Origin of the sequence: Janthinobacterium sp. HH104 (genome assembly GCF_001758715.1) — a bacterium.
Classification (GTDB): Bacteria; Pseudomonadota; Gammaproteobacteria; order Burkholderiales; family Burkholderiaceae_D; genus Janthinobacterium; species Janthinobacterium aestuarii.
In genome coordinates this window covers 89,732-115,257 of sequence record NZ_LRIB01000054.1, presented here as the reverse complement: position 1 = coordinate 115,257, position 25,526 = coordinate 89,732, and the positions used below count along the sequence as shown (strand labels likewise).

At 61.4% G+C, this 25,526-nt stretch carries 26 protein-coding genes; 5 read left to right on the top strand and 21 right to left on the bottom strand.

The features are described from left to right. Window positions 1–17: 17 nt before the first annotated feature. The 13 genes from JAB6_RS25210 to JAB6_RS25150 form a co-directional block, all read right to left on the bottom strand. Window positions 18–659, bottom strand: a complete 642-nt coding sequence (locus JAB6_RS25210; protein ID WP_034753372.1) for a DUF502 domain-containing protein — start codon at window positions 657–659, stop codon at window positions 18–20. 39 nt (window positions 660–698) lie between these two features. Further along, the gene (locus JAB6_RS25205) at window positions 699–1,007 is read right to left on the bottom strand and encodes an FmdB family zinc ribbon protein (RefSeq protein ID WP_046682127.1); all 309 of its coding nucleotides are present in this window, start codon (window positions 1,005–1,007) and stop codon (window positions 699–701) included. A 79-nt stretch (window positions 1,008–1,086) separates the two neighbouring features. Continuing rightward, entirely contained in the window at window positions 1,087–1,689 is a 603-nt protein-coding gene (locus tag JAB6_RS25200) for a methyltransferase (protein WP_070305348.1), read from the bottom strand. Window positions 1,690–1,707: 18 nt separating this feature from the next. Beyond that, window positions 1,708–3,279: a ubiquinone biosynthesis regulatory protein kinase UbiB gene (gene ubiB / locus JAB6_RS25195; protein WP_034753364.1), complete on the bottom strand. Its 1,572-nt coding sequence runs from the start codon at window positions 3,277–3,279 to the stop codon at window positions 1,708–1,710. Then, window positions 3,276–3,914 (bottom strand): SCP2 domain-containing protein, encoded by a 639-nt coding sequence (locus JAB6_RS25190; protein ID WP_070305555.1) that lies wholly within the window; start codon window positions 3,912–3,914, stop codon window positions 3,276–3,278. Before JAB6_RS25190 ends, ubiB begins: the two co-directional genes overlap by 4 nt. A 147-nt stretch (window positions 3,915–4,061) precedes the next feature. Next, complete coding sequence (locus JAB6_RS25185; protein WP_070305346.1) at window positions 4,062–5,021, bottom strand: Tim44 domain-containing protein; 960 nt, start codon at window positions 5,019–5,021, stop codon at window positions 4,062–4,064. A 31-nt stretch (window positions 5,022–5,052) separates the two neighbouring features. Beyond that, entirely contained in the window at window positions 5,053–5,787 is a 735-nt protein-coding gene (gene ubiE, locus JAB6_RS25180; RefSeq protein ID WP_034778407.1) for a bifunctional demethylmenaquinone methyltransferase/2-methoxy-6-polyprenyl-1,4-benzoquinol methylase UbiE, read from the bottom strand. A 29-nt stretch (window positions 5,788–5,816) separates the two neighbouring features. Further along, window positions 5,817–7,058, bottom strand: coding sequence for an RNA polymerase sigma factor (locus JAB6_RS25175; RefSeq protein WP_070305344.1), 1,242 nt, complete (start codon window positions 7,056–7,058; stop codon window positions 5,817–5,819). A gap of 2 nt (window positions 7,059–7,060) precedes the next feature. Then, complete coding sequence (locus JAB6_RS25170; protein ID WP_070305342.1) at window positions 7,061–7,405, bottom strand: YciI family protein; 345 nt, start codon at window positions 7,403–7,405, stop codon at window positions 7,061–7,063. Window positions 7,406–7,503: 98 nt separating this feature from the next. After that, the gene (locus JAB6_RS25165; protein ID WP_070305340.1) at window positions 7,504–7,956 is read right to left on the bottom strand and encodes a gamma-butyrobetaine hydroxylase-like domain-containing protein; all 453 of its coding nucleotides are present in this window, start codon (window positions 7,954–7,956) and stop codon (window positions 7,504–7,506) included. A gap of 9 nt (window positions 7,957–7,965) precedes the next feature. Continuing rightward, a complete protein-coding gene (locus JAB6_RS25160; RefSeq protein ID WP_070305338.1) occupies window positions 7,966–8,409 on the bottom strand; it encodes an HIT family protein in 444 nt (147 codons plus the stop codon). Beyond that, on the bottom strand, window positions 8,406–12,446 hold the full coding sequence (locus JAB6_RS25155; RefSeq protein WP_070305336.1) for a DUF3683 domain-containing protein: 4,041 nt from the start codon (window positions 12,444–12,446) through the stop codon (window positions 8,406–8,408). Before JAB6_RS25155 ends, JAB6_RS25160 begins: the two co-directional genes overlap by 4 nt. A 258-nt stretch (window positions 12,447–12,704) precedes the next feature. Continuing rightward, window positions 12,705–13,196, bottom strand: coding sequence for a YqaA family protein (locus JAB6_RS25150; protein ID WP_034753347.1), 492 nt, complete (start codon window positions 13,194–13,196; stop codon window positions 12,705–12,707). Between the two features lie 201 nt (window positions 13,197–13,397). On the opposite strand from JAB6_RS25150, the gene ilvA reads away from it, so the two are divergent. The 5 genes from ilvA (at window position 13,398) to rapZ (ending at window position 18,817) form a co-directional block, all read left to right on the top strand. Continuing rightward, entirely contained in the window at window positions 13,398–14,933 is a 1,536-nt protein-coding gene (gene ilvA / locus JAB6_RS25145) for a threonine ammonia-lyase, biosynthetic (protein ID WP_034753344.1), read from the top strand. 119 nt (window positions 14,934–15,052) lie between these two features. Continuing rightward, window positions 15,053–15,895 carry an NADPH-dependent 7-cyano-7-deazaguanine reductase QueF gene (gene queF / locus JAB6_RS25140; RefSeq protein WP_070305335.1) on the top strand — a complete coding sequence of 281 codons (843 nt, stop codon included), beginning with the start codon at window positions 15,053–15,055 and terminating at the stop codon, window positions 15,893–15,895. A 333-nt stretch (window positions 15,896–16,228) separates the two neighbouring features. Next, window positions 16,229–16,711, top strand: a complete 483-nt coding sequence (locus tag JAB6_RS25135; RefSeq protein ID WP_034753339.1) for a PTS sugar transporter subunit IIA — start codon at window positions 16,229–16,231, stop codon at window positions 16,709–16,711. A gap of 36 nt (window positions 16,712–16,747) precedes the next feature. Next, the gene (gene hprK / locus JAB6_RS25130) at window positions 16,748–17,683 is read left to right on the top strand and encodes an HPr(Ser) kinase/phosphatase (RefSeq protein ID WP_034753337.1); all 936 of its coding nucleotides are present in this window, start codon (window positions 16,748–16,750) and stop codon (window positions 17,681–17,683) included. Window positions 17,684–17,953: 270 nt separating this feature from the next. Then, a complete protein-coding gene (gene rapZ, locus JAB6_RS25125) occupies window positions 17,954–18,817 on the top strand; it encodes an RNase adapter RapZ (protein WP_034753336.1) in 864 nt (287 codons plus the stop codon). On the opposite strand, the gene JAB6_RS25120 is transcribed toward rapZ, so the two are convergent. From JAB6_RS25120 to JAB6_RS25085, 8 genes are all read right to left on the bottom strand, one after another. Continuing rightward, window positions 18,818–19,903 carry an enoyl-CoA hydratase/isomerase family protein gene (locus JAB6_RS25120; protein ID WP_070305333.1) on the bottom strand — a complete coding sequence of 362 codons (1,086 nt, stop codon included), beginning with the start codon at window positions 19,901–19,903 and terminating at the stop codon, window positions 18,818–18,820. 133 nt (window positions 19,904–20,036) lie between these two features. After that, on the bottom strand, window positions 20,037–20,399 hold the full coding sequence (gene raiA / locus JAB6_RS25115) for a ribosome-associated translation inhibitor RaiA (protein WP_034753331.1): 363 nt from the start codon (window positions 20,397–20,399) through the stop codon (window positions 20,037–20,039). 69 nt (window positions 20,400–20,468) lie between these two features. After that, window positions 20,469–21,947: an RNA polymerase factor sigma-54 gene (locus JAB6_RS25110; RefSeq protein WP_034753328.1), complete on the bottom strand. Its 1,479-nt coding sequence runs from the start codon at window positions 21,945–21,947 to the stop codon at window positions 20,469–20,471. A gap of 4 nt (window positions 21,948–21,951) precedes the next feature. Further along, window positions 21,952–22,707, bottom strand: coding sequence for an LPS export ABC transporter ATP-binding protein (gene lptB / locus JAB6_RS25105; RefSeq protein ID WP_070305331.1), 756 nt, complete (start codon window positions 22,705–22,707; stop codon window positions 21,952–21,954). Continuing rightward, the gene (gene lptA / locus JAB6_RS25100) at window positions 22,707–23,288 is read right to left on the bottom strand and encodes a lipopolysaccharide transport periplasmic protein LptA (RefSeq protein ID WP_034753322.1); all 582 of its coding nucleotides are present in this window, start codon (window positions 23,286–23,288) and stop codon (window positions 22,707–22,709) included. The genes lptB and lptA overlap by 1 nt, the downstream gene beginning before the upstream one ends. 25 nt (window positions 23,289–23,313) lie before the next feature. Then, window positions 23,314–23,925 carry an LPS export ABC transporter periplasmic protein LptC gene (gene lptC / locus JAB6_RS25095; protein ID WP_034753320.1) on the bottom strand — a complete coding sequence of 204 codons (612 nt, stop codon included), beginning with the start codon at window positions 23,923–23,925 and terminating at the stop codon, window positions 23,314–23,316. Between the two features lie 42 nt (window positions 23,926–23,967). Then, the gene (locus tag JAB6_RS25090) at window positions 23,968–24,501 is read right to left on the bottom strand and encodes an HAD family hydrolase (RefSeq protein ID WP_046681707.1); all 534 of its coding nucleotides are present in this window, start codon (window positions 24,499–24,501) and stop codon (window positions 23,968–23,970) included. Beyond that, the gene (locus JAB6_RS25085) at window positions 24,501–25,511 is read right to left on the bottom strand and encodes an SIS domain-containing protein (RefSeq protein ID WP_080698628.1); all 1,011 of its coding nucleotides are present in this window, start codon (window positions 25,509–25,511) and stop codon (window positions 24,501–24,503) included. Before JAB6_RS25085 ends, JAB6_RS25090 begins: the two co-directional genes overlap by 1 nt. Between the last annotated feature and the right edge of the window lie 15 nt (window positions 25,512–25,526).

Below are 25,526 nucleotides of genomic sequence, written 5' to 3'. Positions count from 1 at the left end.
ACGTGGGACGCCTGCCTTTATTCTTTGGCTGCCGGGGCCGGTACAGCAACAACTTCCGCAGGCGCCACCACGCCCATCGAGACGATATATTTGAGCGCCGCATCGACGCTCATGTCGAGTTCGACGACATCGCTGCGCTTCATCATCAGGAAAAAGCCCGATGTCGGGTTCGGCGTCGTCGGCACATACACGCTGACAAAGTCGCCCACCAGGTGGTTCGCCGCATCGCCGCCCGGCACGCCCGTCAGGAAAGCGATGGTCCAGGAGTTCTGGTGCGGATACGGCACCAGCACGGCCTTGCGGAACGCATTGCCCGACGGGGAAAACAGGGTATCCGACACTTGCTTGACGCTCGAATACAGGGAATTGACGATGGGTATGCGTTGCAGCAATTTTTCCCACAGCTTCACCACGTAATTGCCGACCAGGTTATTCGTCAGCAAGCCCGTGAAGAACACGATCAGTACCGTCAATACCGTGCCCAGGCCGGGAATGGTGCTCAGCGCGGGAACCTTGTGGCCGAACCAGACGCTGGGCTGCGTACTGCCGGGCACCAGCAACAGCGACTGGTCCATCGTGCTGATCACCAGATTCAGGACCCAGGCCGTAATGGCCAGGGGCACCAAAATCAGTAATCCGGTAATAAAGTATTTACGCATCAGTTTCTCGGTAATGGATCGTATCGGCGCGGCGCGCGCTCAGTCCGCTTTCGGCGCGGTTGCAGCCGGGGCGGGCGCAGGCGCAGCAGCAGGCGCGCTGTCGGCGGCCGGGGCAGGCTTGGCGTTATCGGCCGGGCCCGTCGGAATGGCCGTGGTGGGCGCCGTGCCGCCGCGGAAATCGGTCGCGTACCAGCCGGTGCCCTTCAATTGGAAACCGGCGGCCGTCAATTGTTTCTTGAAACTGGGCTTGCCGCACGACAGGCACACCGTCAGTACTGGATCGGAGATCTTTTGCAAGACATCCTTGGCAAAACCACACTCGTCACAACGGTAAGCGTAAATCGGCATCTCTACTCCGAGAAAATCATCAAAAACCCTGAATTATAAAGCTTTTCCTTTGCCCTCAACGGAAATTGACCGGTCCGCCTCAGTCCGCCCGGCGGCGCCAGCTCATCCAGCGCTCCTTGCCAGCGAAGACGGCGATGGAATCGTCGACGGCTTCATCGGCCAGGCAGTCGAAATGCGGGGCCAGCAATTCCTGCAGTTTCTCCCGTGAAATACCAAATGGCGGTCCCTTGGCATTGTCGTCAAAGAAAAAGTAACCGGCCAGCATGGCGCCCGGCGCCAGCAGTTGCGCCCAGCGGGCCGCCACTTGCGGCCACATGGCGCGCGGCATGGCGCACAAAAAAGCCCGCTCATAGATCAGGTCCAGCGGCGCGACAGGTTCCCAGGCAAAGAAATCGGCTTCCACCACCTGCCCTGCCCGCTCGCCGACGACGGCGCGCGCGGCAGCCACGGCAGCTGGCGAAAAGTCGATGGCCGTGGCATCCCAACCGTGATCGAGCATGAAGACCAGCTCATAGGCCGAGCCGCAGCCGGGGATCAGGCAGCACAGCGGCGCCGGGCTGCCCGCGACGAAGCTGCGCAGGCGCGTGGGCACGCCGCCGTGGTCCCAGGGCGTAAATTGCTTTTCGAAACGCTCGTCCCAGAAGGCGGGCGAGAGCGGATCGCGGGTTTGGAAGTCAGCCATCACTTACGTCCTCAGCCTTTAAAACGGCAGTTGATGCCAGCGCATGAACACTTGCAAGCCCAGCGCGCCGAGGGCGAAGGCGCCCACGAAGTACACGATAAAGCTCAGCAAGCGGTTCGTCTGGCGTTGTTCTGCAAGCAAGGTTTTCATCAGTTCCACATCGTTTTCGCGCGGCTCGCCATGCACGGTCAAGGCCTGGTGAAGCAAGCGCGGCAGTTGCGGGAAGATGTGCGCATAACGGGGCGCCTCGGCACGCAGGCGCTCCATGAAGCCTTGCGGCCCCACCTGGTTGCTCATCCATTTTTCCAGGTAGGGCTTGGCCGTTTGCCACAGATCCAGTTCCGGGTCCAGCTGGCGGCCCAGGCCTTCGATATTGAGCAGGGTCTTTTGCAGCAGCACCAGTTGCGGCTGCACTTCCACGTTGAAGCGGCGCGACGTCTGGAACAAACGCAGCAACACTTGCCCAAAAGAAATATCTTTCAGCGGACGGTCGAAGATCGGCTCGCAGCAGGCGCGCACGGCCGCTTCCAGTTCATCCACGCGCGTGTCTTTCGGCGCCCAGCCCGATTCGATATGCGCCTCGGCCACGCGCTTGTAGTCGCGGCGGAAGAAGGCGAGGAAGTTTTGCGACAGATAATCCTTGTCGTAGTCGTTCAAGGTACCCACGATGCCGAAATCGAGCGCGATGTAGCGGCCGAACGATTCCGGCGCGATCGACACGAGAATATTGCCCGGATGCATGTCCGCATGGAAAAAGCCGTCGCGGAACACTTGCGTGAAGAAAATCTCCACGCCATCGCTGGACAGTTTGCGCAAATCCACACCGGCCGCCACCAGGCGCTCGGTCTGCGACACGGGAATGCCGACCATGCGCTCCATGACGATGACGCTGCTGGAACAGTAATCCCAGTGCATTTCCGGCACCAGCAGCAAGTCCGAGTTGGCGAAATTGCGGCGCAGTTGGCTGGCGTTGGCCGCCTCGCGCATCAGGTCCAGCTCGTCGTGCAGGTATTTGTCGAACTCGCCCACCACCTCTTTCGGTTTCAAGCGCTTGCTGTCGGCCCACAGGCGGCTGGTCCAGTCGGCGGCGATGTGCATCAGGGCCACGTCTTCGTCGATCAGCTTTTTCATGCCTGGACGCAAGACCTTCACGGCCACTTCGCGGCCATCTTTCAAGGTAGCGAAGTGCACCTGGGCAATTGAGGCGGACGCCACCGGTTCGCGCTCGAAGCGGGCAAACAGCTGGTCCGGGTGGGCGCCCAGCGACTTGGTGATTTGCGCGATGGCCAGGTCGGAATCGAAAGGCGGGACCCGGTCTTGCAGGCGCGCCAGTTCTTCGGCGATGTCAAGCGGCATCAGGTCGCGCCGGGTCGACAGCACTTGGCCGAATTTGACGAAAATCGGGCCCAGCTCTTCCAGCGCCAAGCGCAGGCGCAAGCCCCGTGGCGACGACAGGTCGCGCCAGAAAATCAGGGTGTCGATCAATTTGGCGGTGCGGGGAACTTGCAGACCAGAAATCGCTATCTCATCCAGACCGTACTTGATGGAAACACGGATGATTTTAAACAGGCGCAGGAATTTCAATATCATGTAGACAAATCCGGTGAGGAAGACTGCGGCTGGACGGCGGCGGCCGCCTTTTCCAGCCGGGCAAGGCGCTTGGCCAGGCGTTCGACGTCATCGCGCACGCGCGTCACGCCAGCGGAATACTCTTGCAGGGTAGAAGGACGGATCAGCATGGGTTGTTCGTCGAGAAAATATTCGGCCACGTTTTCCGCCAGCTTTTGCTGGCCCGTGCGCACAAACGCGGCCGCATCCTTGGCGCCGGCAACGAGGCGCGTGGCCAGCATGGGGCCGACGACCTTTTCCAGGTCGTGCTCGGCTTCCCAGCGCAAACCCTTGCTCAATTGCGAAATCGCATTGGCAAACTCGGCATCGCCTTCGATCTTGACGTAGGAAAACGCCCGCTCGCGGTTTTGCAGGATCAGCGGCACGTCGGACAATTTTACGCGGATGGTGACGTTGGCCGGCATGTCGGCCGGCGCCGCTTCCAGCATGCCGGCGCTGTCGACACGCAGGCGCAGGGCCACGGCGCCCGTGTCGATGCAGGCCAGCTTGCCGGCGTGCACGGCCAGCTGCTGGCGCGCCCACGGCTCTTGCGCCAGCAAGTGGTTAATAGTCGCGATGACGGGCGTCATCAGGGAAAGGTCGGAAAGTGGTGCCATCATGTTGCGCGCTTCGCGCCCCCAAAAAGAAAAAACCGCCCGTAAAACAACGTAGGCGGTTTCGATCTTACCAGTTCAGCAGGAAATATCTGTTAAGCATCATGCATTCCGCATGGACTTAAGCCATTATTCAGCAAGTTTTTACAATTAATTCAATTGCTGGATGCCTGCCAGGACCCAGCCGCTATTGCCGCTGACGGGTTTCGACATATTCCACACTTCCGCGAACGGTTCCGCCGCGGCGCCCGGCGCTGAACGGATCAGGCCCACAAACTTCACGCTGGCCAGGTAATCGTTGACGCTCGTCTCGATGCCCAGCAGCTCGGCATCGATGGTGACGACATCGGTAAAGTCTGCTTGCGTGCCCCGCTCCTGGATTTGCATGCGCAGTTCCGCATACACTTCCGGCGACGTGAATTCGCGGATATCGTTGACGTCGGCCTTGTCCCAGGCCGCTTGCAGGCGAATGAAATTGCTTTTCGCGTGGCGCAGGAAGGCCTCCTTGTCGAAGTCGCTTGGCACGCCCCATGGCGCGGCAGCCGGCACCGGGACCGGGTCCGGGTCCGGCTTATCCAGGCCGACGCCGGACGAGACGGGCTGCAGCGGCGGCAGCGGTGGAATGCGCGAACCGATGTCAGGCACGTTGCCCGCTGGCGCAGGCTGGTTGCCGAAGCCGGCGAACGGCGCATTGCCGCTGCTGTTGCCAGCACGCTTGCCGCGCACCATGCGGTAGATGAAGAAGACCACGCCGGCCAGCAAAGCCACCATCAGCAAGGTGCTGATCATGCTGGCCAGGGCGCCTCCCAGGCCGAAGTGCGACAGCAGCGCGCCCAGACCCAGACCGAGCAAGGCGCCGCCCAGCAAGCCCTTCCAGCGGCTCGGTGCCTTGGCGGCAGGTGCTGGCGCAGGAGCCGGCGCCGGTTGCGCCTGGCGTGGCGTGGCAGCCGGTGCCGGCGCTGGGGCCGGCGCGGGCGCCTGGCGGCTCACGCTTTGCGACTGACGGCCTATCGAACGGCCACCGCCCATGGGACGGGCCAGCGCCTCGCCCAGCATGGATACCGTGGTCGCGGCCAGCATCATGCCGACCATAAATTTCTTCAATTTCATTCCATCTCCTAAAATCACCAACGTTGATGCATTACATCTTGATACCGGTGTGCAAAGCGGCAATGCCTGCCGTCAAATTGTAGTACTGCACGCGTTCCAGACCCGCCGTTTCCATCATGGTCTTCAGGGTTTCCTGGTCCGGGTGCATGCGGATCGATTCGGCCAGGTAGCGGTAGCTTTCCGCGTCGCCGGCGATTTTCTGTCCGAACCACGGCAAGACCGAGAACGAATACAGGTCGTACGGCTTTTGCAGGGGAGCGGCCACCTTGGAAAACTCCAGCACCAGCAGCTTGCCGCCCGGTTTCAGCACGCGGCGCATTTCCGCCAGCGCCACATCCTTGTGCGTCATGTTGCGCAGGCCAAAGGCCACGCTGACACGGTCGAAATAATTATCGGGGAATGGCAGTTTTTCCGCGTCACACAACATGGTGGGGGTGAGCAAGCCGCGATTCAAGAGGCGGTCGCGACCCACGCGCAACATCGATTCATTGATATCGGTCAGCCAGACTTCGCCGGTAGGGCCCGCCTGCTTGGCAAACGCCTTCGACAGGTCGCCCGTGCCGCCGGCGATGTCGAGCACCTTGAAACCGGGGCGCACGCCCGCGTTGGCAATGGTGAACGTCTTCCACAGACGGTGCAGCCCGCCCGACATCAAGTCGTTCATCACGTCGTATTTGGCAGCGACGGAATGAAACACCTTGGCGACTTCGCGCACTTTGTCGTCTTCTGCAACTGTTTTGTATCCGAAATGGGTCGTATTGGTCATGGTAGGCAGTCTGTTTGAACTTGGGAGCATTATACAAGCGGCAGGCGCATTTCCCCGTGACGCCGGAGAAGGTATTGCCTTTCCACTGCATTCGACGCCAGCATGGCCGCCCGGGCATACGCCGCCAGCGCCCCTTGCCGGTCGCCCTGGCGGCGCAGCAAGTCGGCCCGGGCTGCATGCAGATAATGCGATAGCGCCAGGCTGGGCACGGCTTCCAGGCGATCGAGCCACGCCAGCCCGTGTGCAGTGCCATGCGCCATCGCACAGGCGATCACGGCATTAAGCAAAATCAACGGTTCCGGCTTGTGCCGCAGCAAGGCGCCGTACAGGGCGCTGATCTGGCGCCAGTCCGTCTGGCTGGCCGTGGGTGCTTTGGCGTGCAAGGCGGCGATCGCCGCCTGCAGCTGATATGGCCCTGGCGCGCGCGCCGGCAAGGCCAGTTCCAGCACGGCCAGTCCCTCGGCAATCAAGTCCCCCTGCCACAGGCGCCGGTCCTGCTCTTCCAGGGTCAGCAGATAGCCTTCAGGCGATAGCCGGGCCGGGCCGCGCGACGCCTGCAGCAGCATCAGGGCCAATAGCCCCTGCACTTCGGGCTGGCCCGGCTGCAGACTGTCGAGCAAGCGTCCCAGGCGCAGCGCCTCGGCACACAGGTCCGCGCGCAGCAGGGTCTCGCCGCCGCTGGCGCAATAGCCTTCGCTGAACACCAAGTAAATCACGTGCAGCACCTGCGCCAGCCGTGGCTGCAATTCTTGTTCCGGCGGCAACTCGAAGGGGATGCGCGCTTCGGCGATCTTGCGCTTGGCGCGCAATAGCCGCTGCGACAGGGCAGCTTCCACCACGCCGAAGGCCCGCGCGATCTCGCCCGTGGACAGGCCACACAAGGTGCGCAGGGCCAGCGCCACCTGCGCCTCGGGTGCCAGCGCCGGGTGGCAGCAGATGAACAGCAGGCGCAGGCGGTCGTCCCCGATGGCCGGCGTTTCCTCTTCCACGGATACAGTCAGGCCGGACAGCACGGCCTCGGCATCGCTGACGCTTTTGCCCGCCCGGCGCACGTGATCGAGCCCCGCATTGCGCGCCACGGAACTGAGCCAGGCGGCGGGATTATCGGGGATGCCCGTGCGGGGCCACAGTTCCAGCGCCTTGCGGCACGCTTCCTGCAACACATCTTCCGCCAGTCCCAGGTCGCCGAAACGCCGCATCAGGCCTGCCAGCACCCTGCCCCTTTCCTGGCGAAAGACGCGTTCGACGGCCGCGATGGCGTCGCCGGCCATCGTCAAGCCGTCACGGGCCGCACTTCGATGGTGCCCAAGGAGGCCGCCGGGCAACGCCCGGCCCAGGCCAGCGCCTCGTCCAGGTTGGCGCAGGCTAGCAGATAGTAGCCGCCCAGCTGTTCCTTGGTTTCCGCGAACGGCCCATCCGTGATGACGGGTTTGCCATTGCGCACCCGCACGCAGGTGGCACTGCCCACTGGCGCCAGCTCGGCGCCCCCGCGCAGCACGCCTGCCGCCTCCAGCGCCTGCGTATAGCTGGCAAAGTCGGCCATCAGGCTGGCCATCTGGCCCTCTTCCATGGATTCATAGCGCGCCTCGTCGGCGTAGATCAGGATCATGTATTCCATAGTCTCTTCTCCAAAAGAAAAATGCCCGCAAGCGCGGGCATTCATACGACGAATGGATATGCGGCAATCCGACAAGCTTACCGCATTATTTTTTCAGCTTAATGCTTATGCCCGCAGCTCGGTCCGTGCACATGGCCGCCGGACGACTGCTTGACCGTCATGTCGGCCTTGGCGTCGCGGCCGCTGTCGCCGGGATAGCCGGCTGCCGCCAGCTGGTCCAGGTAGGCTTGCCACAACTTGTCTTTTTCCGCGCCCAGCTTGTACAAGTATGCCCAGGTGTACAGGCCGGAATTGTGGCCATCGCTGAAGGTGGGTTGCACGGCGTAGTTGCCGACCGGCTCGATGCCCGTGATGCCGACCAGGCGTTTGCCTAATTGCAAAGTTTCCTGGCCCTTGCCATGGCCCTGCACTTCGGCCGACGGCGAGTACACGCGCAGGTATTCGAACGGCAGCGCAAATTCGCTGCCATCGTCGAAAGCCACGTCGAGCACACGCGACTGGTTGTGCACGGTCAAGCCGGTCGGTTGCGGTGTTGCTGCTTTTTCAGTCATGACGATACTTTATGCGGATAAACGTTGAATGATGGCGTCGCGCAAGGCCGGCAGCAGCGCGCGGCGCGCGGCCAGCACCTCGGGTGCCGTCTCGCGCTGCACGACAGCCCAGCTCGGGTTCGGGAAATGCGCGTCGTCGCGGTAGCGGGGGATCACGTGCCAGTGCACGTGCGGCGTCATGTTGCCGAAACTGGCCACGTTGACCTTTTCCGGTTGCATCACTTCGCGCACGGCCAGCTCGACTTGCCACACGACTTCCATGACGTAGTTGCGCTCGCCAGGCGTCAAGTCCGTCATTTCCTTGACGTGCTTGTTCCAGATCACGCGGCAAAAGCCGGGATAGGCGGCGTCATCGACGGCCACGACGGACAGGCGCTCGCTGCGCCACAGCAAGGCTTCACAGCCCTGCTTGTTGGCAAAGCCGTCCAGCAATGTGCACAGATCGCAGGTCACACCAACACCCGCTCAATGCCGCCGTCATTGGCGCGTTTCACGTAATCCGGCATCCAGTTCTCTCCCAGCAAGTGTTTGGCGATCTCGACGACGATGTAGTCGGCCGTCGTGCCCGAATCGTCATTGTAGCGCGAGAGTCCTTGCAGGCACGACGGGCAGCTGGTGAGGATTTTGACGTCGCCGGTAAAACCGTCGCCGCGCAGCTTGTCGGCACCCTTGACCATCTCTTCTTCCTTGCGGAAACGCACTTGCGTGGAAATGTCGGGACGCGTGACGGCCAGAGAACCCGATTCGCCGCAGCAACGGTCATTCTTCTCGATCTTCACGTTATCCACCGTGCTGATCAGGGAATTGATGGTCTTGCCCGATTCCTGCAGCTTCATCGGATTGTGGCATGGCTCGTGGTACATATAACGGGTGCCGTTGACGCCTTCCAGCTTGACGTTTTTCTCCAGTAGATACTCATGGATATCCATGATGCGGCAGCCGGGGAAAATCTTCTCGAACTGGTACGTCGCCAGCTGGTCGTAACACGTGCCGCACGAGACGAGCACCGTCTTGATGTCCAGGTAATTGAGCGTGTTGGCCATGCGGTGGAACAGCACGCGGTTGTCCGTCATCATCTTCTCGGCCTTGTCGAACTCGCCCGCGCCCCGCTGCGGATAACCGCAGCACAGGTAGCCCGGCGGCAAGACCGTCTGCACGCCCACTTCCCACAGCATCGCTTGCGTGGCCAGGCCCACTTGCGAGAACAGGCGCTCCGAACCGCAACCGGGGAAGTAGAACACGGCTTCCGTATCGGCCGTCGTCGTCTTCGGATTACGGATGATCGGGATGACCTTGTCGTCTTCGATGTCGAGCAGCGCGCGCGCCGATTTCTTCGGCAGGTTGCCCGGCATTTTCTTGTTGATGAAGTGGATCACCTGCGCCTTGACGGGCGGCTTGCCCGTCGATGGCGGCGGCGCCTTGGTTTGCTTCTTGGCAAACTTCTTCAGCAAGTCGTGGCCCAGGCGCTGCGCCTTGTAACCCCAGCCGATCATGACCTTGCGCGTGGCATTGATGGTCACGGGATCGGTGGCGTTGAGGAACATCATCGTGGCCTTGGTGCCCGGATTGAAGCTCTTCTTGTCCATCTTGCGCAGCAAGTTGCGCATGTTCATCGACACGTCGCCAAAGTCGATGTTGACGGGGCAAGGCGTCACGCATTTATGGCAGACCGTGCAGTGGTCAGCCACGTCCTCGAACTCTTCCCAATGCTTGATGGAAATACCGCGGCGCGTCTGTTCTTCGTACAGGAACGCTTCGATCAGGGACGACGTCGCCAGGATCTTGTCGCGCGGCGAGTACAGCAAGTTGGCGCGCGGCACGTGGGTCGAGCACACGGGTTTGCACTTGCCGCAACGCAAGCAATCCTTGACGCTATCGGCGATGGCGCCGATATCGCTTTGCTGCATGATCAGCGACTCGTGGCCCATCAGGCCGAACGATGGCGTGTAGGCATTGCGCAAGTCGGCGCCCATGCCCGGCAGATTCAGCAGTTTTCCCTTGTTGAAGCGGCCTTCCGGATCGATGCGCTGCTTGTAGCTGCGGAAGTCGCCGATTTCTTCTTCCGTCAAAAATTCCAGCTTGGTAATGCCGATGCCGTGCTCGCCGGAAATGACGCCATTGAGCGAGCGGGCCAGGATCATGATGCGGCCTACGGCTTCGTGGGCGTCTTGCAGCATTTCGTAATTGTCCGAGTTGACGGGCAAGTTCGTGTGCACGTTGCCGTCGCCCGCATGCATGTGCAGCGCGACAAACACGCGGCTACGCAGGATGCGCGCGTGAATCGCGGTCGCCTCGTCGAGGATCAGCTTGAAGGCGGCGCCGTTGAAGATCTGGCGCAGCTGGGCGCGGATTTCCTGCTTCCACGTGATGCGCACCGTGCGGTCCTGCACCACGTCGAACAATGTCGCGTTCGGCTGCGTTTCCAGGCGTGCTTCGAACACGGGCAGCAAGCGCTCCATGCCCAGTTCGGCCAATTCAGCCTTCGCGTCGACCAGCGGACGGTCCAGCTGGGCCAGCAGATAGGTCCAGCGTGCCGTGACTTGCGCCAACAACTGCTGCGCCTGCTCGGCGCGGTCGCCCAGCATTTCCGCATCATCGACGCGGTCGTCGGATGCATCGTCGCTCTTGCCGATTGGCAAGTTACCCTTGGCAAAGAACGCGCTCAGGGCGTCGGCCAGTTGCAGCTTGTTCTTGATCGACAGCTCGATATTGATGCGCTCGATGCCATCCGTGTATTCGCCCATGCGGTTCAGGGGAATGACGACGTCTTCATTGATCTTGAACGCATTGGTGTGCTTGGCGATCGCGGCCGTGCGGGCACGATCTAACCAGAATTTCTTGCGCGCTTCCGGGCTGACGGCCACAAAACCTTCGCCCACGCGGGTGTTGGCGATGCGCACCACTTCCGACGCCGCTTGTGCAACGGCGTTTTCATCGTCGCCGACGATGTCGCCAAACAGGGCCATCTTCGGCAGCACGCCCCGCTTCGACTTGGTGGCGTAGCCGACGGCGCGCAGGTAGCGCTCGTCCAGGTGTTCCAGGCCCGCCAGGCGGATGCTCGTGTATTGCTCGCCCTTGGCCGGCAAGCCGTCCAGGTAATCCTTGATTTCCACGATCGACGGGATCGCATCGCGCGCCTGGCCAAAGAATTCCAGGCAGACGGTGCGGGCGAATTTCGGCATCTTGTGCAAAATCCAGCGCGCCGACGTGATCAGGCCGTCGCAACCCTCTTTCTGGATGCCCGGCAAGCCGGCGAGGAATTTATCGGTGACGTCCTTGCCCAGGCCCTCCTTGCGGAACTTGCGGCCAGGAATTTCCAAAATTTCCGTCTTGAACGGCGCGTTCGGTTTTGTCGCGTCGCGCGTGCTCGGGTGGCGCCATTCCAGCTGGAAACGTGCCAGTGCGATATCGTGGATCTTGCCCAGGTTATGGTCGAGGCGTGTGACGTCGAGCCAGTCGCCGTTCGGGTCCACCATGCGCCACGAGGCCAGGTTGTCCAGCGCCGTGCCCCACAGCACGGCTTTCTTGCCGCCCGCATTCATGGCCACGTTGCCGCCGATACACGAAGCGTGGGCCGAGGTCGGATCGACGGCAAACACGAAACCGGCCTTTTCCGCCGCTTCCGACACTTTGTTCGTGATCACGCCCGCGCCCGAATTGATCGTCGCGTATTCGTGCGTCAGGCCCGGCAAGACCGTCATTTCCACGGCGCCCAGGGTGATGAGTTTTTCCGTGTTGATGACGGCCGACATCGGCGTCAGCGGAATCGCGCCGCCCGTGTAACCGGTGCCGCCGCCACGCGGGATGATGGTCAGCCCCAGCTCGATACAGCCTTTGACGAGGCCGGCCATTTCCTCTTCCGTGTCGGGCGTGAGCACGACGAACGGATATTCCACGCGCCAGTCGGTGGCGTCCGTCACGTGCGACACGCGCGTCATGCCGTCGAAGCGCACATTGTGTTTTTCCGTGTAGCGGCCCAGCACCTTGACCGTGCGCTTGCGCAAGTCGTAGGTCTTGCGGAATTCGTCGCCAAAGTCGGCCACTGCCTTGCTGGCCGCCTTCAGCAGCAACTCCACATTGGCGCTGCGCGCCTTGGCCACTTCCGGCGCTTCGCCAGCCGCCAGCGCGTCGCCGCCGGCCGCATCGATGGACAGGCGGCGCTTGTCGACTTCGGCCAGGCGGTGATGCAAGGCATCGATCAAGCCCTGGCGGCGCTTCGGATTGTCGAGCAAGTCATCCTGCAGGTAGGGATTGCGGCGCACGACCCAGATATCGCCCAGCACCTCGTACAGCATGCGGGCGGAACGGCCCGTCTGGCGGGCGCCGCGCAGCTCGTCGAGCAGGCGCCAGGAGTCCTCCCCCAACAGGCGTATGACGATCTCGCGATCGGAAAACGACGTGTAGTTATACGGGATTTCGCGCAGGCGGCTTGCTGCGGGACCATTCGGCGTTTCTGCCAGTAAAGCTTGGATTTGTGCGGGAGCGTTCATGGAGTGTGGTGACGATATAGACTGGACCCTAAAGGGCCATTTTATCTTATTGCGCCGCACCATGCGGGAACAGCCTTATGCCGCCCAAGGTTTAAGCACCTCATCCGCCCCCATAGCAAATATGGAAAAGCCTTCTTTTACGCGAATAAAAAACCAGTTTCCATGATTTTTTGACGCAAAAATGCCAAGAATCGGACTCTATTGCAAACTATCGACCTGCCCAAAAATGGGGCAAACTGGCGTTGCAGGCAGTCCCATTCAGGCCAGCATCTGGCCGATCCGGTGCCATACGCCATCGGGCACGTACAGCAGCAAGCCCGTCATGGTCAGGTAGCGCGCGCACTTGCCGACGGCCATGTAGGCGACGCTGGGCCAGAACGGCAGCTTGAGCCAGCCAGCCAAAGTGCACAGGGGGTCGCCCACGAGCGGCAGCCAGGCCAGCAGCATGGTCTTGGCGCCATAGCGGGCCAGCCAGCGGAACCAGCGCGTGTCGCGCTCCTTGGCGAACGCCTGCTTGGCCCGGTAGCCGAGCCAGTAGTCGACGATACCGCCCAGGGTATTGCCCAGGGTGGCCACGCCGATGGCGGCCCAGAACAGCGCGGGATTGGCCTTGATGACGGCAAACACGGCCGGCTCCGAGCCGAGCGGCAGCAAGGTGGCGGAAATAAAGCTGATCAGAAAGACCGATGTCAGCCCGACTTCCGGTGCTGCGATCAGCTGCAGCAGCCAGGCGATTGCGGATTCGATCATGGAACACTTCGCGATGCAGTAAGGCTCTCCATTATAATGAAGAGCAGCCTGGGCGCCGCACACATCGCGCCGGCCGGCAAAGGCATACCCGCCCGCAGTTCCACAGAGCATTATTGTCGCCAGGCTATCCGCCGCGGCGCCGCCGCTATCGACAGACACGCTCCAGACCCTTTCTGGCCCAGAATCACTTGCTTGCAGACTATGAACATCGACTACCTCAAGAAAATCCTGACCGCCCGCGTCTATGACGTCGCCACCGAAACGCCGCTGGAACTGGCCCCTGCCCTGTCGCAGCGCCTGAACAACCAGATTTACTTCAAGCGCGAAGACATGCAAAGCGTGTTCAGCTTCAAGATTCGTGGCGCCTACAACAAGATGTCCAAGCTCAGCGAAGCGGAACGCAAGCGCGGCGTGATTTGCGCCTCGGCCGGCAACCATGCCCAGGGCGTGGCCCTGTCCGCCGCACGCATGGGTTGCCGTGCCGTCATCGTCATGCCGACCACCACGCCGCTGGTGAAGGTCGAGGCTGTCAAGGGACGCGGCGGCGTGAACGTGGAAGTGGTGCTGCACGGCGAGTCCTACACGGATGCCTATAACCATGCGCTGACCCTGGAAAAGGAACAGAAGCTGACCTTCGTGCACCCGTTCGACGACCCGGACGTGATCGCCGGCCAGGGCACGATCGGCATGGAAATCCTGCGCCAGCACGCCGGCCCCATCCACGCCATCTTCGCGCCCATCGGCGGCGGCGGCCTGATCGCCGGCATTGCCGCCTACGTGAAACAGATTCGCCCCGACATCAAGATCATCGGCGTGCAAAGCGTCGATTCGAACGCCATGGCCCGCTCGCTCAAGGCGGGCGAACGCGTCACCCTGAACGACGTGGGCCTGTTTGCCGATGGCACGGCCGTGCGCCTGGCTGGCGAGGAAACCTTTCGTCTCGTACAGGCGTATGTCGATGAAATCATCACCGTCGACACGGACGCCATCTGCGCCGCCATCAAGGATGTGTTTACGGATACGCGCAGCATTCTGGAGCCGTCCGGCGCGCTGGCCATCGCCGGCGCCAAAGCCTATGTGGAACGGGCCAGCCTGACCAAGCACCCCGTCAACAATGAAACCCTGGTCACCATCGCCAGCGGCGCGAACATGAATTTCGACCGGCTGCGTTTCGTCGCGGAACGGGCTGAACTGGGCGAATTCCGCGAAGCCGTGTTTGCCGTCACCATGCGCGAACAGCGGGGCAGCTTCAAGCGTTTCTGCTCGCTCATCGGTGCGCGCAACGTGACGGAATTCAATTACCGCATCAGCGATGAAAAAGCCGCGCACGTATTCGTCGGCATCCAAATTGCCGACCGGCATGAGTCGAGCGTGCTGGCGAAGACCTTCGAGGAGCACGAATTCAAGACCTTGGACCTGACCCACGACGAACTGGCCAAGTCGCACATCCGCCACTTGGTGGGAGGCAAGAGCCGGCTGGCCCAGGACGAGCTGCTGTACCGCTTTGAATTTCCCGAGCGCCCCGGTGCGCTGATGCGTTTCCTCGACAGCATGGCGCCGAACTGGAATATTTCCCTGTGCCATTACCGCAGCCAGGGCGGCGACGTGGGCCGCATCCTGATCGGCCTGCAAGTGCCGCCCGATGAGATGGGCGAATTTGCCCGCTTCCTCGATACCCTCGGGTACCGTTACTGGGATGAGAGCAGCAATCCTGTGTATAAATTATTCCTGGGGTAAATGGGGAAGTAACCCAACTGCACATGCTGGGGTCAGACCCGTCGGGTCTGACCCCGGTCCTTGCCGTTGGGGTGAAATAGGCTACCATGCGTCCTTGACTGAATTCACGCCACACGACCATGACCACCACCAACGATCTCGCCGAACAATCTCCCCTGGGCAAAAGCTCCGCCTACCGCACCGATTACGCGCCGGAATTGCTGTTTCCGATTCCACGTCAGGGCAAGCGCGACGAGCTGAAACTGCGCGGCACTTTGCCCTTCTTCGGCCTCGATATCTGGAATGCGTACGAACTGTCGTGGCTGAACCAGCGCGGCAAGCCGCAGGTAGCCATCGCCAAGGTCAGCGCGCCGGCCGATTCGCCGAACATCATCGAGTCGAAATCGTTCAAGCTGTACCTCAACTCGTTCAACCAGACCAAGCTGGACAACCCCGAAGCGCTGCTGGCCCTGCTCAAGCAGGATTTGTCGAACGGCTTCGGCGCGCCCGTGCAAGTGGAACTGACCTTGCAGGAAGATTTCGGCAAGCTGAAAATGGGCGAATTCGACGGCGTACTGCTCGACCGCCTCGACCTGGAAATCACGCAATACACGCCTTCGCCGCTGCTGCTGAAAGCCGCCCTGAATGAAGCGCCCGTGGAAGAAAAACTCGTCTCGCATTTGCTCAAATCAAATTGCCTGGTGACGGGTCAGCCAGACTGGGGCAGCGTGCAGATCGAATATGCGGGGCCGCAGATCGACCAGGAAAGCCTGTTGCGCTACCTGATCGGCTTCCGCGAGCACAATGAATTCCACGAGCAATGCGTGGAGCGCATCTTTGTCGATATCTTGCGTCAGTGCAAGCCGCAAAAACTGTCCGTGTATGCGCGCTATACGCGCCGCGGCGGCCTCGATATCAATCCATGGCGCAGCAATTTCAGCACGGGTACGATGCCGGGCAATCTGCGCAATGCGCGCCAGTAACACCAGACACCACCACGCAACCATGCCAGCAGGAATGTTGGCTGTGTTTTAAAACAACGTTGCAGTAGTGCCGCAGAGCATGTCACAGACGCTGAAAAATCGGAAAATCGGCATTCGGCGGCGGAAAAACCGGCGCGCGCCGTGTTTTTAATCAAGAAATAGCCGATACACGCCGATGTTATTTTTTTGCTAAAATGATGGCCACGTGGGCTGTAGCGCCCACTGCGCCCGCAGCGGGCGTATACTGTTGAGAATTGGCGTTACAGGCCGCCGAAACAGGCCTATAATTCGGCTCGCAAGCCCTCTGCGCATTGCACCATTTCATTGAGTGTCATGACTAATCTTAGCAAAATATTATCCCTCGAAAACGTCCTGCTGGACCTGGAAGTCTCCAGTAAAAAGCGCGCCTTCGAGCAAGCCGGCCTGATCTTCGAAAACAATTACGGCATCGCCCGCTCTACCGTTTCGGACAATCTGTTTGCCCGCGAACGCCTGGGCTCGACGGGTCTGGGCCATGGCGTGGCCGTGCCGCATGGCAGAGTCAAGGGCAGTAAAACCTTGAAATCGCCGCTGGGCGCCTTCGTGCGCCTGGCCGAGCCGATTCCCTTCGAATCGCCCGATGGCAAGCCCGTCAATCTGCTGTTTTTCCTGCTGATTCCTGATCATGTCACTCAGCAACATCTGGAAATCCTGTCGGAAATCGCCGAAATGTTTTCCGACGATGCCTTCCGTACGGCGCTGGCCACGGATCCGGAACCGAAATCCGTGCATTCGCGCATCGTCAATTGGCAACCCAGTCTGCAAGCGGCGGGTTAAACTTCAGGTATTCCTCCACTCCTGAAGAAGACTGCCATGTTGCAAACGCCGCTGACGATACAACGCCTGTACGACGATAATCGTGAAAGTCTGCAACTGGGCTGGTTCGCCGGCTTCCCCGGCGGCGAGCGCCTGATCTCGGGCGACGTCTCGTCGGCCGCCGACCAGGTCGGCCACTTGAACCTGATCCATCCGGGCCGCATCCAGGTCTTCGGCCACCAGGAAATCAATTACTACCAGCGCCTGAAGGTCAATACGCGTACCCACGTGATCGGCGAGCTGATCGCCGGCGGCCCGCCCGCGCTGATCATCGCGCAAGGGCTGGAAACGCCGCCCGACATCCTCGCCATTTGCGACGAGCAAAACATTCCCCTGTTCTCCACCCCGTTGCCGGCCGCGCAAGTGATCGACTTCCTGCGCGTCTACCTGTCCAAAAAACTGGCGCAGCGCATCATCATGCATGGCGTGTTCATGGACGTGCTGGGCGTGGGCGTGCTGATCACCGGCGATTCGGGCCTGGGCAAGAGCGAGCTGGGGCTGGAACTGATTTCGCGCAGCCACGGCCTGGTGGCCGACGACGCCGTCGAATTCTCGCGCATCGCGCCGAACATGATCGAAGGCCGCTGCCCGCCCCTGCTGCAAAACCTGCTGGAAGTGCGGGGCCTGGGCTTACTCGACATCAAGGCCATCTTTGGCGAAACGGCCGTGCGCCGCAAGATGCGCTTGAAACTGATCGTGCATCTCGTGCGCCGCAACGCGCTGGAAGAAGAAGTCGAGCGCCTGCCTTTCCTGTTCCCCACGGAAGACGTGCTGGGCCTGCCCGTGCGCAAGGTCGTCATCCCCGTCGCCGCCGGCCGCAACATCGCCGTGCTGCTGGAAGCGGCCGTGCGCAATACCATTTTGCAACTGCGCGGCATCGATACCTTGCAGGAGTTCATGGAGCGGCAACGACTCGCCATGAGTGGCGATTAATGTTGCCAAGGAGTTCGCCCTTGCAAGGGCGAACCGTTACGCAGGCACGCAGCAGTGCTGCGTGAATTCCCTGCTGCACCGACGACTCGCCATGAGTGGCGATTAGCAACGTAGGTCGGATTAGCGGGCCGCCGAGGCGGGGCAAAGCCCCGCGTAATCCGACAACATGGTTGACGTGTGCAGCAAAGAAATACCACAGTCCAAATTGCAATAATTTGTAAAGACAATTGCCTTGGAGCAGAGTGCCGATCTTTATTGTATGATCGGGCTATGCATATCGTCCTTATCACCGGAATATCCGGCTCCGGTAAATCCGTCGCGCTCAATGTGCTGGAAGATACCGGCTACTATTGTGTCGACAACCTGCCACCGGCCTTGCTGCCCAGCCTGGTGCAAACCCTGCTCGACGAAGGTACACCGCAACTGGCCGTCGCCGTCGATGCGCGCAGCGCCGAGTCGCTCGTCAGCCTGCCGCACAATGTGGCGCTGCTGCGCGACCAGGGACACGACGTCAAGGTCATGTTCCTGACGGCCACCACGCATTCGCTGGTGGCGCGCTTCTCGGAAACGCGGCGCAGCCATCCGCTGTCGCATGAATTGCGCCCGAACCAGAATCCGGCCAGCCGCCGCACCCTGATCGAGTGCATCTCGGAAGAGCGTGAACGCCTGTCGGCCATCGAACAGCTGGGCCACGTGATCGACACGTCGGAGCTGAGCGCCAACAAATTGCGCGCCTGGATCAAGGATATGATCGCTTCCGAACGCGCGCCGCTGACCCTGTTCTTCGAATCGTTCGCCTTCAAGCTGGGCGTGCCGCTGGACGCCGATTTCGTCTTCGACGTGCGGGCCTTGCCCAATCCCTATTACGACCTGGCGCTGCGCCCGCTCGACGGCCGCGACGCGCCCGTGATCGCCTTCCTCGACGCGCAGCCGAGCGCGCTGGAACTGCTGGCCGACATCCGCGCCTTCATCGAAAAATGGCTGCCGTCATTCAAGTCCGACAACCGCAGCTACCTGACGGTGGCCCTCGGTTGCACGGGTGGCCAGCACCGCTCCGTGTACATGGCGGAACGGCTGGCGCAATACTTCGGCCCCAACGAGCGCGTCGTGCTGCGCCACCGCGAACGTAGCTAGTTAATTCAGGTGGCGCAGCGGATGCGCTGACGCCGGCCAGACCGGTGCGAAGAAGCGCGCCACCATGGCAGCATCGACCTCGTCCAGGCTTGATGGGTTCCAGCGCGGCGCATTGTCCTTGTCGACCACCAGCGCACGCACGCCTTCGAGCACTTCGCCATGCTCGAAATTGTGGCGCACCACCGTGCGCTCCAGACGCAGACAATCGGCCACGCCCAAGTGAGCCCCGCGCTGCAGCAATTCCAGAGTTACCGACATCATCAAAGGCGAGCGCAGGCGCATGGCCGCCAGCGCCTTGCTGGCGAACGCGCTGTCGTCCTGCGCCAGCGAGGCCATGATGGCCGCCACGGAGCCGGCGCCGAAGTGACGGTCCAGCGCCACGCGCGCCGCCGCCAGCGAGGCGATACCCGCCTCGGCCTGGAACGGCGCCGCCAGCGCCTTGATGGCGACCGGCAAGGCCTCGCCCGGCGTCGACTCGAACAGGGCCAGCAGCGCCCCCATCTGCGCCTCGGGCAGGTAGACATCGGCCAGGTCCGTGTACAGGGCGTCGGCCGCGTTGATCGTCAAGCCCGTCAAGCCCAGGTACAGGCCCAGCTGGCCGGCCAGGCGGGACAGGAAATAACTGCCGCCCACATCCGGGAACAAGCCAATATTAACTTCCGGCATGGCCATGCGCGTGCGGCCCGTGACGATGCGCAGGCGGTTGCCGGGTCCGGCTTGCGCCACGCCCATGCCGCCGCCCATCACCACGCCATCCATCACGGCGATATACGGTTTCGGATAGAAATGGATCACATGATTTAACGCGTATTCTTCCGTAAAGAAATCTTCCAGCAAGGCGCTGCCGCCTTGCGGCGTGGCCAGGCCCGCATCGTAGAAGAAACGGATGTCGCCGCCGGCGCACAGTGCTTTCTCGCTGCTCGAGCGGATCACGACGGCGTCCACCTGCGGATCGTCGCGCCAGGCCAGCAGGGCAGCGCTCAGGGCGCGCACCATCTCCAGCGACAGGGAATTCAAGGCTTTCGGACGGTCGAGCACGATGTGCCCCGTGCGGTTGCGGATGGAGGTCTGGACGAAGTCGCTCATGGCAGGCGTGAAAAAAGTAAAAGTACAAACATTTTAGCGCCTGCGCGGGGAAGATTGCATTCAAAAGGTCCAGGCGCAAAAAAGGGCGCAATGTGCGCCCTTAGTTGATCACAACTGCTGGAAGCGGGTGGCCTTAAACGGCGACGACGGCGTCTTCCTCGGAGTTGTCTGGCAGATGCTTGATCGCCTCTTTACCGTGCCCTTGCACTTTGGTTTTGTATTTCATCACTTGCCTATCGAGCTTGTCGATCAGGGCATCGATCGCGGCATACAGGTCTTGTGCCAGGCTTTCCACATAGACGGTTTTGCCACTTAAACGCAGGTTGACTTCGGCCTTTTGACGTTTTTCTTTCTCTTTGAGGTTATCCACGGTCAGAATCACGGCGATATCGATAACTTGATCGAAATGACGTTTCACGCGTTCCAGCTTCGTTTGTACGTATTCACGGATGGCTGGTGTCACTTCGAGATGATGTCCGCTGATGGTGAGATTCATACACACTCCTAAAGATGATCGGGTTCGTGCGGTCCATCCTATCCGGCCCGCAGAGGAACCGAAAAAAACTTACAAACACTTACGCAGGCTCACTGGCGGAATTTTCAACGCTTCCCGGTATTTGGCAACAGTACGTCGCGCAATCACCATGCCTTGTTCCCCCAGCATGTCCGCAATCTTACTGTCGGATAAAGGATTTTTAGGGTCTTCTGCTCCTGTCAGTTGCACGATCAATGCCCGTATCGCCGTCGATGACGCTTCGCCCCCCGCTTCGGTGGCGACGTGGCTACCAAAGAAATATTTCAACTCGAACATGCCGTGCGGGGTCAGCATGTACTTTTGAGTTGTTACCCGCGAGATAGTACTCTCGTGTAAACCCAGTGTATCAGCTATTTCACGGAGCACAAGGGGGCGCATGGCAACGGCCCCGTGCGAGAAAAAGTTCTTTTGTCTTTCTACTATTGCCTGTGCCACGCGCAGGATCGTGTCGAAACGCTGGCGCATATTCTTGATCAGCCACTTGGCTTCCTGCAACTGTGCGCCCATGGCGCCCTCGCCCTTGCCCTGCTTAAGCAGGTTGGCGTACATGGCGTTGACGCGCAGGCGCGGCATGACGTCGTTGTTCAGGGTCACTTGCCAGCCATTGCGCGCGCGCTTGACGACGACGTCGGGCACCACGTAATCGGACACGTCCGAGGCGAATACGGCGCCCGGATGCGGATTGCACTGGCGAATCACCGTCTGTGCTTCGCGCAAGTCTTCATCGTCGCAATCGAGGGCTTTTTTCAGCTTGTTGAAATCGCGCTGGGCAAACCAGGCCAGGTGCTTTTCCACGATGACGAGGGCCATGCGCCGCGTCACCATGGCGATGTGCGGCAAGCGCTTGATCTGCAGCGCCAGGCATTCGGACGCATTGCGCGCGCCCACGCCGGGCGGATCGAAACTTTGCAGCAGCGACAAGGCCGTACGCATCTCGTCGGCGTCGATTTCCAGCTCTTCCGGCAGGCGCGCCAGGATGTCGTCGAGCGACTCTTCCAGGTAGCCATTGTCGTCGAGCGCGTCGATGATCAGCTCGACCAGCGCGCGGTCGCGCAATTCAAGCACCGTCACGCGCATCTGCTCCATCAGGTGTTCGCGCAGGGTGCAGTGATGGGCCTCGAGTTGCGGGCGGGAATCTTCGTCGTCGGGCGCCTTGCCCCGGCTCGCCTCGCTCCAGTCGCTGTCGCCGCCATCCGCCGCGGCCGGACCCTCGCCCGCCTCGCCGTCAAAGGTTTCCGCTTCGGCTGGCGCCGCGGGCGCCTCCTGGCCTGGCGGCTGGGGCGGCGCTTCGGCCGGCGCCGCCGTGGAACTCAAGGCCCCGTCCGACAGCAGGCGCAGCGAACGGTCGAGCGGATCGTCGAGGCGCTCGAGCAAGGGATTGTCCGTCAGCAGTTGTTCGAGTTCCTGGTGCAATTCCAGGGTGGACAATTGCAACAGGCGTATCGATTGCTGCAACTGCGGCGTCAGTGCCAGGTGCTGCGAAGTGCGCAGCTGCAATGATTGTTTCATTGGCTTACATGCGGAAGTGTTCGCCCAGATAGACCCGGCGTACCGACTCGTTCGCGATGATGTCGTCGGGGCGTCCCGACGCCAGTACCGAGCCCTGGTTGATGATGTAGGCACGGTCGCAAATACCCAGCGTCTCGCGCACATTATGATCGGTGATCAGCACGCCGATATTGCGCTCCTTCAAGAAGCGCACGATGCGCTGGATCTCGATCACGGCGATCGGATCGACGCCGGCGAACGGTTCATCGAGCAGCACGAAACGGGGATCCGTGGCCAGCGCGCGGGCGATTTCCACGCGGCGGCGCTCGCCGCCCGACAGGGACAGGGCCTGGTTCTCGCGCAGCTTTTCAATCTGCAAATCGGCCAGCAGCTTATCCAGGCGCTCCTCGATCTCGGCCTTCTTCAAAGGACGGCCTTCGACGGTCTGGATTTCCAGCACGGCGCGGATATTGTCTTCCACCGTCATCTTGCGGAAGACGGACGCTTCCTGCGGCAGATAGGACAGGCCCATCTGCGCGCGGCGGTGGATCGGCAGGCTGGAAATGTCCACGCCGCTGATGTCGATGCTGCCGCCGTCCGACGGCACCAGGCCGACGATCATGTAGAACGAGGTGGTCTTGCCGGCGCCGTTCGGGCCCAGCAAACCCACCACTTCGCCGCATTCGACTTGCAGCGAGACATCATGCACGACTTGCCGCTTGCCATAGGTTTTTTGCAGACCGCGAACGATCAGGGTGCTGCCGCAACGAGTATTGTCCATTATTTCTTTCCTGGCGCAGGCGTGGCCGGCGCTTTCTCCGCTTCAGGCGCCTTGGTCTTCGGCTGGATCACCATGCGCACGCTGCCGCCATCGGAGGTGCTGGTGCCGCTGTCGGAATTTTCCATCTTGAATACTTCCTTGCGGCTGTCATACGAGATGAAGGCGCCATTGGCCACGTCCGTCACTTTCGTGCCTTCCAGGCGCGTCAGCTTGGCCTTGGAAAACAGTTTCACCACTTCCGTCTTGTTGTCGTATTCCACGCGCTCCGCTTCGCCTTCGACCCACAGGTCGCCCGCGCCATCGCGCTTCTGGCGGAACGTGGCCAGCTTGCCGGGATCGGCCCAGAAGGTGATGAACTGATAGCCTTGCGGGTCTTCCGTGATCAATGCCCGGCCCGCCTTCATGGTCAGGGTGCCCTTGACCAGCACGACGTCGCCCGTCAGGGTACGCACTTGCTTGACGTCATCGACGTGGCCGCTGCGTGCCGTGATGACGGCTTCCTTCTCGGAATCGGCTTTCTCGGCATGCGCCACGCCCATGATGGCCAGCGAAAATACGGTCAACAGCAAGATGTTCTTCATAGTATGGTTTCCTTGTTTCATTCTGTCATTTTGCCGCCGCGGCAGGGCGCGGTTTCGGCGGGAGGACCATGCGCAGCGCATTCTGCACTTCCACCACGCCCGTGGCGTTATTGGCTTTCATGCCGATGCCATTGAGGCGCGAGGTGCCCGTCAGGATATCGACAGGCACGTCCGTTTCCATTCTTTCCTCGTCCGGAAACACCGTCAGCGCTTCCGTCCTGACCGTCAGGTTCTGCGCCTTCGGACTGGCCGCGCGGTCGATCACGACCTTGCGGTGCAGTTGCAGCCTGGTATTGTCCTGGTCGATATGCGCCAGTTCCGCATTCATGTTCAACGGCGGCATGCCGGGCGTGAGCTTGCGCACGAAGGGCTGGTCGATATCGGACGAATCGTCGGCCGGATAATGCGTGAGCTTGGTGCCCGACACGATATAGCTGGGCTTACCCGTCAAATCCATGCGCACCAGGCTGAAATTGGTGATGAAATAATCGGGCTCATCCAGATGCTTGCTGGCCTTGATGTCCTGGCTGTTCTTGTTCATCACTTCGAGCAGCCAAAAGCTGGCCAGCGCGACAACAACCGCGCCCAGCAGGGTAAAAATCGTGCGCCAGCGATGGGCGCCTCCTGGCTTACGCATAGGGTTTCACTCTTTCCAATATCACTGGCGGCAAGGTGCGCCTCACTCCAGGAACGGCGCCATGACGCGCGCATAGTTGTCCTGGGCGCGCAGCAGGAATTCGCAGATCTCGCGCACCGCGCCGCGGCCGCCTCCGGCCTGCGTCACATGGTGCGCCAGGTCCTGCGCTTCCGGACGCCCGCCCGGCACGCTGACGGCAAAACCCACGCGTTTCAGGATGGGCGCATCGATGACGTCGTCGCCGATGTAGCCGCATTGCTCTTCCGTCAAGCCCGTCAGCGCCAGCAGTTCGCGAAACGGCGTCAGCTTGTCGTGGCCGCCCTGGTGCACATGGGTAATGCCCAGGTCTTGCGCGCGGCGTGCCGTAATGGCCGAGCGGCGCGCGCTGATGATAGCCGTCTGCACGCCCGATTCCTGCAGCAGCTTGATGCCCAGGCCATCATACACATTAAACGTTTTCATCATCTCGCCATCGGGGCCGAAATGCAGGCTGCCGTCGGTGAGCACGCCATCGACGTCAAAGATCATCAGTTTGACCTTGGCCGCGCGCGCCAGGTTGTCCGCTACGCTGTCCATCAGATCACCTTCGCTTGCGTCAGGTCATGGATATGCAGGGCGCCCACCAGCTTGCCGTCGGCATCGACGACCAGCATCTGGTTGATGCGGAACTGCTCCATCACGGCCACGGCATCGACGGCCAGGCGTTCGGGCGCGATGCTGCGCGGCTGCGCATGCATGACGTCGCGGATCGCCACTTGCGTGAAATCCTGCACGCGCTCGAACATGCGGCGCAAGTCGCCATCCGTAAACACGCCCACGGGGCGGTTGTCCGCGTCGACGACGGCCGTCATGCCCATGCCCTTCTTCGTCATTTCTTCCAGCGCCTGCAGCAGGGATGCCTCTACCGGCACTTTCGGCACCCTTTCGCCGCTGCGCATGACGTCATGCACATGCGTGAGCAGGCGGCGACCCAGGGCGCCTCCAGGGTGCGAGCGGGCGAAATCTTCTTCCTTGAAGCCGCGCAAGTCGAGCAAGGCCACGGCGATCGCGTCGCCCAAGGCCAGGGTGACGGTGGTGCTGGCCGTCGGCGCCAGGTTCAGTGGGCAGGCTTCTTTCTCAACAGAAATATCCAGGTGCACATCGGCCAGCTGGGCCAGGCTGGAATTCGGTTTGCCCGTCATGGAAATCAGTACGCCGCCCATGCGTTTGACGACAGGCATGATGGCCATCAGCTCGGACGATTCGCCCGAGTACGATATGGCAATAAAAGCATCGTCCGAGGTGACCATGCCCAGGTCGCCATGGGCCGCTTCGGCCGGATGCACGAACAGGGCCGGCGTGCCGGTGGAAGCGAGGGTGGCGGCAATCTTGCGCGCGATATGGCCGGACTTGCCGATGCCGGAGACGACGACTCTTCCTTTGCATTGCAGCAACAGCGCCACGGCGCGGCCCACGCTGTCGTCCGTGGCAAGGCGCGCGTGCAGCGCAACGATGGCGTCGGACTCGATCTGCAAGGTGGTGCGGGCCAGCGCGACAGCGCGCTCGGTCGTCGCTTGCATGTCAATTCGATCAAAAGCTTTCAGCATTGTTTTTTCATGGGT